This window comes from Asanoa siamensis (genome assembly GCF_016862555.1).
GTDB classification, from domain to species: domain Bacteria; phylum Actinomycetota; class Actinomycetes; order Mycobacteriales; family Micromonosporaceae; genus Asanoa; species Asanoa siamensis.
The window spans coordinates 1-8,426 of sequence record NZ_BONE01000151.1; the positions used below are offsets into that span (position 1 = coordinate 1).

General features: G+C 71.9%; 6 protein-coding genes. 5 read left to right on the forward strand and 1 reads right to left on the reverse strand.

Annotated features, from left to right (window positions below):
• The 4 genes from Asi02nite_RS40320 to Asi02nite_RS40335 form a co-directional block, all read left to right on the forward strand.
• Positions 1–861 (forward strand): MinD/ParA family ATP-binding protein (locus Asi02nite_RS40320; RefSeq protein WP_203719326.1); only part of this gene is annotated, 861 nt, incomplete at its 5' end.
• A gap of 46 nt (positions 862–907) precedes the next feature.
• Entirely contained in the window at positions 908–2,104 is a 1,197-nt protein-coding gene (locus tag Asi02nite_RS40325) for a Clp protease N-terminal domain-containing protein (RefSeq protein ID WP_203719327.1), read from the forward strand.
• A gap of 421 nt (positions 2,105–2,525) precedes the next feature.
• Positions 2,526–6,065, forward strand: coding sequence for a DNA polymerase III subunit alpha (gene dnaE, locus Asi02nite_RS40330; protein WP_203719328.1), 3,540 nt, complete (start codon positions 2,526–2,528; stop codon positions 6,063–6,065).
• Between the two features lie 97 nt (positions 6,066–6,162).
• On the forward strand, positions 6,163–7,098 hold the full coding sequence (locus Asi02nite_RS40335) for a DUF2567 domain-containing protein (protein ID WP_203719329.1): 936 nt from the start codon (positions 6,163–6,165) through the stop codon (positions 7,096–7,098).
• On the opposite strand, the gene Asi02nite_RS40340 is transcribed toward Asi02nite_RS40335, so the two are convergent.
• Positions 7,095–7,865, reverse strand: coding sequence for an LON peptidase substrate-binding domain-containing protein (locus Asi02nite_RS40340; RefSeq protein ID WP_203719330.1), 771 nt, complete (start codon positions 7,863–7,865; stop codon positions 7,095–7,097). The genes Asi02nite_RS40335 and Asi02nite_RS40340 overlap by 4 nt on opposite strands.
• A 91-nt stretch (positions 7,866–7,956) precedes the next feature.
• On the opposite strand from Asi02nite_RS40340, the gene Asi02nite_RS40345 reads away from it, so the two are divergent.
• Positions 7,957–8,426 (forward strand): histidinol dehydrogenase (locus Asi02nite_RS40345; protein ID WP_203719331.1); only part of this gene is annotated, 470 nt, incomplete at its 3' end.

The window sequence follows — 8,426 nt, forward strand, 5'->3', positions numbered from 1 at the left end:
GAGCCGGCGGGGCTCGAGTGGCGCGCGCCCGCCGCGGCGGCGGCCGGCGACACCGAGGTCGAGCGCGCTGTCGGGGTGCTCCGCCGGGAGTTCGGCGGCTCGCGGGTGATCGCGTTCGCGAACCCCAAGGGCGGCGTCCACAAGACCACCGCGACCGTGCTCGCCGCCGCGACCGTCGGCAGCATCCGCGGCCAGGGCGTGCTGGCCTGGGACGACAACGAGCTGCGCGGCACGCTCGGGCTGCGCGCCGGCAGCGCGCGGCACGCCCGCACGATCCGCCACCTGATCACCAACCTGGCCGAGGTCGAGGCCCAGCACGGGTACGGCCTGACGGAGGCGCTCGACGAGTTCCTGCGGCACGCGTCGGACGGTTCCTACGACGTGCTGGCCGGCGAGGAGAGCCCACGCTTCGCCCAGCGCCTGGATCAATACACGGTGCGCCGGGTGTTGGAGCTGCTGCGCCGTACGCACGACGTGATCTGTGTCGACACCGGCAACAACGTCGAGAGCGCCAACTGGCAGACGGTCCTGCAGGCGGCCGACCAGCTCGTGATCACGACGGTGCCGCGCGAGGACGCCGCGTTCACGGCCGACTGGATGCTGGACCTGCTCTACGACGTCGGCATGGGCGAGCTGGCGACCAACGCGGTGACCCTGCTGTCCTGCCCGACTCCGGGCAAGTCGCCGATGCTCGACGACCTGGCCGCGCATTTCGCGACGCGTACGCGTGCGGTCGCCGTCGTTCCCTACGACCCGGCGCTGGAGACGGGGTCGTCGATCGAGTACGCGCTGCTCCAGCCGGAGACCCGCGACGCCTGGCTCAAGGCGGCGAGCATCATGCTGGAGCCGTTCGCCCGCTGACCGGGCCGGGTGGTGCTCGCCGTCTACCGTGGGCGGCGGAGGCTGCATGGTCGGTGATCGCTGGATCGGCGTCGGTGACCGGGTGGCGCGCGCGTTGCGGGGCGCCTACCAGGGCGCCGTCGATCAGCACCGCGCGGCGGTCGGGACGGTCGACGTGCTGGCGTTCGCGGCGACGCAGCGGGTGTCGCCGCCGCTGCACGTGCCCCGCGCCGCGTGGCAGGGGCTGCGGGAGATCGCGTCGGGCGGCAACGCCCCGCTGCGGTACGCGCCGGGCGAGCAGGTCGCGGCCGGGTCGGGCGAGCAGGTCGCGGCCGCGCCGGGCGACGAGGTCGAGGCGGTGCTGCGCGAGGTCGAGTGGCGGGTCCGCCGGATCACGGGGCGGATGCGGCCCGCGGACGCCGAGCGGTGGGACGACCGTCCGCGGTGGACGCCCGCGGTCCGGGCGCTGGTCGGGGGCACGCTGGGGGAGGCCCACGCGCGCGGGGTGACGTTCGCCGGGCTCAGCCACCTCTACGTCGCGATGTTGCGCATGCCGGACTGCGGAGGCGCGCGGTACCTCGCCCCGAACGCGGTGGCGTGCGCGGCCGCGGCGGCCTCCGCAGGCCGTGACCGCCGCATCGACGTCGAGGCGGCGCCCCACCCCGACACCGACGGCCTCGGCCTGTCGGCGTTCGGCCGGCGCGGACTGGGGCGACGGCTGACCCGGACGATGATCCGGCTGGCACGGGTCGACCCGCAGTTCGTCGGCACGACGGCCGACATCAAGGCCCAGGCGGCCCGCCTCGACCACGGCGTAGCCGCCGCCGGCCACGCCATGCTGGCGATGCTCCGGGCGGACGCCTGCGTACGGGCGACGGACGCGCGGGTCCCGATCGCCTCCCAGGCCCGCAACCAGGGTGCGCCGCTGCTGCGGGCGGCAGGCGTCGATCCCTACCGGTTGGCGGCCGCGCTGGCCGCGCTCGCGCCGCCGCCGGAGCCGGGGGCCGCGGCGTTGGCCGAACAGGCCAAGACCCTGCTGCGGGGCGATCCGTTCCTGGCGGAGGAGCTGACGGCGGCGGAAGCCCGGGCCGCGGAGATCTCGCTCCGCCACCGTCACCGTGCCACGGGCACCACCCACTACCTGGCGGCCCTGCTGGACGCACCGACGGCGGTTCCGCTGCTGGAAGCCTGCGGCGTGAACGCGACCGACCTCCGTGCACGGTCGACGGCGGCGCTGAGCGCGGCGCCTGGCGCGTGGCGATGATCACCACCTGCGGCCTCCTCCTGAACCTATGCGCCGCGTCAGCGGCTCGGTCCGCTGGCACGTCGCGGGTAGATCCGGCGGGCGTTCGCGCCCGCGCGACGGTTCGGCTGAGGGCGGCGCCTGCCGCATGACGCTGATCAACGCCTGCGGCGTTCCGCCGGCCGGCACGCGCGAACCCCGGCCGGCTCGGCGTGGCGCGGCTTCATCCTAGGATGCCTTATGGCGTGTGGCGCGGGCCTGGCAGCGGAGCGAAGCGGAGCGTTGTCCGGCGGGAGCGACGGTCCGGACCGCTGCGGACCCGGGAAAGTCTGATCTTGAACTTATCGAGAATTTGATCTTCAACTCACCCGGGGTTCATTGGTGCCGACAGCAGTCGCACACGACTAGGCTCGTCGCGGCGCTTGAGTGAAGGGGGTCCCGGGTGTCCGACTCGTTCGTGCATCTGCACGTGCACACCGAGTACTCGATGCTCGACGGTGCGGCCCGGCTCAAGGAGCTGTTCGCCGAGGCCAATCGGCTGGGCATGCCCGCGTTGGCGATGACCGACCACGGCAACATGTACGGCGCGTACGACTTCTTCAAGCAGGCCACCGGTGCCGGGGTCAAGCCGATCATCGGCGTCGAGGCCTACCTGACGCCCAACACGCCCCGGCGGGATCGGGTCCGGGTGCGGTGGGCCGACGGTGGCGAGAACGACGTGTCCGGTGGTGGTGCCTACACCCATATGACCATGCTCGCCGCCGACGCCGAAGGGTTGCGCAACCTCTTCCGGATGCAGTCGCGGTCGTCGCTCGAGGGTTACTACTTCAAGCCGCGGGCCGACCGGGAGCTCCTGCACGAGCACGGCAAGGGGATCATCGCGACCACCGGGTGTCCCTCCGGCGAGGTGCAGACCTGGCTGCGGATCGGTGACTTCGAGAAGGCCTGCGCCTCCGCCGCCGAGTTCATGGACATCTTCGGCCGCGACAACTTCTATCTCGAGCTGATGGACCACGGGCTCGACATCGAGACCCGGATCCGGCAGGACCTGCTGGCACTGGGCAAGCGGCTCAACCTCAAGCCCGTCGCGACCAACGACCTGCACTACACCTACGCGAAGGACGCCGACGCGCACGAGGTGCTGCTCTGTGTGCAGTCCGGGTCCACGATGGCCGATCCCAAGCGGTTCAAGTTCGACGCGCGCGACTTCTACCTGAAGTCCGCGGCCGAGATGTACCAGCTCTGGGAAAAAGAGGTCCCGGGCGCCTGCGCCAACACGCTGGAGATCGCCGAGAAGATCGGCGACTACTCGTCGGTGTTCGGCCACCGCAAGCTGATGCCCTCGTTCCCGGTGCCCGACGGCTACACCGAGGAGTCCTGGCTGCGCGCCGAGGTGCACCGCGGCCTGCGCGAGCGGTTCCCCGGCGGCGTGCCCGACGACCGGCTCAAGCAGGCCGACTACGAGCTCGACGTCATCTGCAAGATGGGCTTCCCGGGCTACTTCCTGGTCACCGCCGACCTGTGCGAATACGCCCGCAAGGAGAAGATCCGGGTCGGTCCGGGCCGTGGGTCGGCGGCGGGTGCGCTGATCGCGTACGCGTTGAAGATCACCGAGCTCGACCCGATGGACCACGGCCTGCTGTTCGAGCGGTTCCTCAACCCCGACCGCGTCTCGATGCCCGACATCGACATGGACTTCGATGAGCGCCGGCGCGGCGACATGATCCGCTATGCGACCGAGCGGTGGGGCGAGGAGCGGGTCGCCCAGATCGTCACGTACGGCAAGATCAAGGCGAAGGCGGCCATCAAGGACGCGGCCCGGGTGCTCGGCTACCCGTTCGCGGTCGGCGACAAGATCACCAAGGCGATGCCGCCGCCGGTGATGGGCAAGGACATCCCGCTCTCGGGCATCTTCGACCCGTCGCACAACCGCTACGCCGAGGCCGCCGAGTTCCGCACCCTCTACGAGACCGACCCCGACACCAAGAAGGTCGTCGACACCGCCAAGGGCATCGAGGGCCTGATCCGCCAGCCCGGCGTGCACGCGGCCGGCGTGATCCTGTCGGGCGAGCCGCTGATGGACGTGCTGCCGATCTGGCGGCGCGACAACGACGGCGCCATCATCACGCAGTGGGACATGGGCGCCTGCGAGTCCATCGGCCTGCTCAAGATGGACTTCCTCGGCCTGCGCAACCTGACGATCATGGACGACTGCCTCGACGGCATCGCCGACAACCGGGGCGAGACCGTCGTCCTGGAGGAGCTGCCGCTGGCCGACAAGCCGACCTACGAGCTGCTGGCGCGCGGCGACACGCTGGGCGTGTTCCAGCTCGACGGCGGCCCGATGCGCTCGCTGCTGCGCTCGATGATCCCCGACAACTTCGAGGACATCTCCGCGGTGCTCGCGCTCTACCGGCCGGGTCCGATGGGCGCCAACGCCCACAACGAGTACGCCGACCGCAAGAACGGCCGCAAGCCGGTCGTGCCGATCCACCCGGAGCTGGCCGACGCGCTCGAGGACATCCTGGGCGACACCTACGGGCTGATCGTCTACCAGGAGCAGGTCATGGCGATCGCGCAGCAGCTCGCCGGCTACACGCTCGGCGCCGCCGACCTGCTCCGCCGGGCGATGGGCAAGAAGAAGAAGGAGATCCTCGACAAGGAGTACGTGCCGTTCTCGCAGGGCATGCGGGACAACGGCTACTCCGACGCGGCGATCAAGACCCTGTGGGACATCCTGGTCCCGTTCTCCGACTACGCCTTCAACAAGGCACACACCGCGGGGTACGGGCTGGTCTCCTTCTGGACCGCGTACCTCAAGGCCAACTACCCGGCCGAGTACATGGCGGCGCTGCTCACCTCCGTCGGCGACGACAAGGACAAGGCCGCCGTCTATCTCGCCGAGTGCCGGCGAATGGGCATCAAGGTGCTGCCGCCCGACGTCAACGAGTCCGTGGCCCGGTTCGGCGCCGTCGGCGGCGACATCCGCTTCGGCATGGCGGCCGTCCGCAACGTCGGCGTCAACGTCGTCGAGGCGATCGTGCGGGCCCGCAAGCAGCACGGCGCCTACACCGACTTCTACGACTTCCTGCGCAAGGTCGACGCCGTCGCCTGCAACAAGCGCACCATCGAGTCGCTGATCAAGGCGGGCGCGTTCGACTCGCTCGGCCACAGCCGCAAGGGCCTGCTCTCGATCCACGCCGACGCGATCGACGCGTACATGGGCGTGAAGAAGAACGAGGCCGTCGGCCAGTACGACCTGTTCGGGTCGGCGTTCGGCGACACGCAGGAGAACACGATGATCGTGTCGCCGCCGATCCCCGAGGGTGAGTGGGACAAGCCCGACAAGCTCTCGTTCGAGCGCGAGATGCTCGGCCTGTACGTGTCGGACCACCCGCTGTCCGGCCTCGATCGCGCGCTGTCGGCCGCCGCCGACACCCCGATCGCGGCGCTCGCCGAGGAAGGCGCGATCTCCGACGGTGCGGTCGTGACGCTGGCCGGCATCCTGACGGGCGTGCAGCGGCGGATCACCAAGCAGGGCCGCCCGTGGGCCTCGGCGTCGATCGAGGACATGACCAGCGGTGTCGAGGTGCTGTTCTTCCCGAACACCTACGAGCTGGTGGGGCAGTACATCGCGGAGGACGCGATCGTCGTGGTCAAGGGCCGCGTCGACCGGCGCGACGACCAGGCCCGGATCATGGCGATGGACATGTCGATCCCCGACATCTCGACCGCGGGCGCCGACGGCAACCAGCCGGTCGTGATGAACATCGCCACCAACCGGGTCACGCCGCCGCTGGTGGAACGGCTCCGCGAGATCCTCAACACGCACCCGGGCCCGTCGGAGGTCCACGTGCGCCTGGTCAACGGCTCCAAGGCGACGGTGCTGCGGCTGAGCCCGCTGCGCGTCGCCCCGACGACGGCGCTGATGGCCGACCTCAAGGCCCTGCTCGGCCCGTCGGCCGTCGAACTGGCCCGCTGACCCACCCGGCGGGGCTGTTGTGGTCGGTGTGGCGTTTCTTGATCGTTTGCGGCGGGGTGCGGTAGTCGATGGGCGATTCGCCTGAGAGGATCGGTCGGTGACCGCCGCCAGCCCCGAACCGACCGACGGGTCATGGGCGGCGCCCGCCGGGCCCGGCTCCGACCCCGTTGGCGGGGACGGCACCTCGCCGGCGGACGCCTCGCCGCCCCGACCGCCCGCCCATGACGGTGGTTTCGCGCCGCTCGACGGACGGCCCGCGGCCGGGCCGTGGGCCACGCCACCCACCGGCTGGCGGCCGCCCGGCGGCGCCGCCGAGCACGCGAGCGACGTCGCGGGGCCGTATCCGACTGATCTCTGGCCGCCGCAACCGCCGCAACCGCCGCAACCGCCGCGAGTGCCGTGGGGGCCGCGGCTGCGGGCCGCCGGACTGACCGCCGCCGTCGTGGCCGTGATCGGGGCGCCCCTCGGGCTGCTCTGGGCCGTGCTCGCCCCCGGCGTGCCCATCATCAAGACCGACGACGGTGCCGTCTTCGCGACGCCCAGCCCCGAGGAGTTCATCGCCTCCGACGGCTGGTTCACGATCCTGCTGTTCACGCTCGGCGTGCTCGCCGCGCTGGTGACCTGGATCGCGTTCAAGCGCTACCGCGGCCCCCTCACGCTCGTCGCCCTCGTCGTCGGGACCGTCGGCGCCAGCGTGCTGGCGTGGCAGGTGGGACGGCGGATCGGGATCGGGGACTACCGCGCTGAGGTGCTCGCCGCGCAGCCCGGCGACCTGCTCACCCGGCCGCCGGACCTGCGGGCCGGTGGCTTCACCAAGCTCTGGGACGTCGTCCCGTTCGTCCACGGCGATCTGCTGATCGCCACGTTCGGCGCGGTGATCGTCTACACGCTGCTGGCCGGCTGGTCGCGCACACCGTCGCTGCACCCCGAGGCCGCACCGCCGCAGCCGGCTCCGGTCAACCCGTTCTACACACTGGACACGACCGGCACGGCCGACGACCCGCCGCCGGGGGCGGAACCGTCGGGGCGCTAGTTCGGGCTCGCCGGCACCGCCAGCTCGCGTAGCGGCACCGGGACCGCGCGGACCTGGCGCAGCAGCGCCGCCTCCCGGCTCAGCAGCCGGAGCTCCGCGCCCAGCCGCCCCGCCGTGTCGGGTGTCGCCAGCAGCCGCTGCCGGTCCTCCAGCGTCAGCGCGGCCGTCGCGGCCACCAGGTGGGACAGCACCGTCGGGTCCTCCGGCAGCTGCTCCGTCAGCTCCTGCTCGTCGGCCCGGATCAGCGTCAGGTATTGCCGGAACACCGCCAGCACGCGCGGTGCCAGCAGGTCGGCGAGCTCCTCCTGGCCCTCGGGCTCGGGCAGCCACTCGACCTCGGCCATCAGGTAGGGCTCCGAGGTCTTGTCGACCGACAGCACCCTGAACCGGCGCCGGCCCACGGTGACGATGTCGTAGCGGCCGTCGGGCAGCTCCGTCACCTGGCGCAGCTCGGCCGTGCAGCCGATCTCGTGCAGGGCCACGTCGCCGGGCGCCGCCGGGGCCGCGGGCGGCGGCGGCAGCGGGGTCGTGGGCACCGGGCCCAGCCGTGGCGGGGGCGAGGTCGGCGGGCCGGGCGGCTGCGCGGTGGGCAGCGTCTCCCAACCCTGCTGGATCGCCACGACGCCGAACTCGCGCGGGTCGCCGTCGGGCCGGCTCAGCAGATGCTTGACGAGGTCGCGGTAGCGCTCCTCGAAAATGTGCAGCGGCAGCACCAGGCCGGGGAAAAGCACCGTCCCAAGGGGGAAAACCGGCAACCGCGACGTCACCGCCCGAGCCTAGCGCCTGACCGGCCATCCGGACCCGAACAGTGCGAACGGCGCCGGAATCCCGGTTGCTGGGACGCCTAGACTTCCAAGGGTGCTGAACCGGATCGACCTGCGCGGCGTCGACACCGACCCGCGCGGTCTGCTGCCTCGTGCCCGGCTCGACGTGTCCCAGGCCGTCGAGACCATCCGCCCGCTCGTCGAGGCGGTCCGGGAGCATGGGTTCAGCGCGGTCCAGGAGGCGACCGCCCGGTTCGACGGCGTCACGCTCGACGAGCTCCGCGTCCCGGTCGAGACGATCAAGGCCGCTGAGCAGAGCCTCGACCCCGACGTCCGCGCCGCGCTGCTGGAGGCGATCGCCCGCGCCCGGCGGGTCCACGAGGACCAACGGCGCCAGGACACCACCACCCAGGTCGTACGCGGGGGCACGGTCACCGAGCGCTGGGTCCCGGTCGAGCGCGTCGGCCTGTACGTGCCGGGCGGCCTGGCCATGTATCCCTCCACGGTCGTCATGAACGTGGTGCCCGCCCAGGTCGCCGGCGTCGACGCCCTGGTCGTCGTCAG

Excerpts from the sequence above, each read along its gene's own strand:
- Asi02nite_RS40325 (WP_203719327.1), top strand. The coding sequence starts at position 908 with ATGGTCGGTGATCGCTGGATCGGCGTCGGTGACCGGGTGGCGCGCGCG.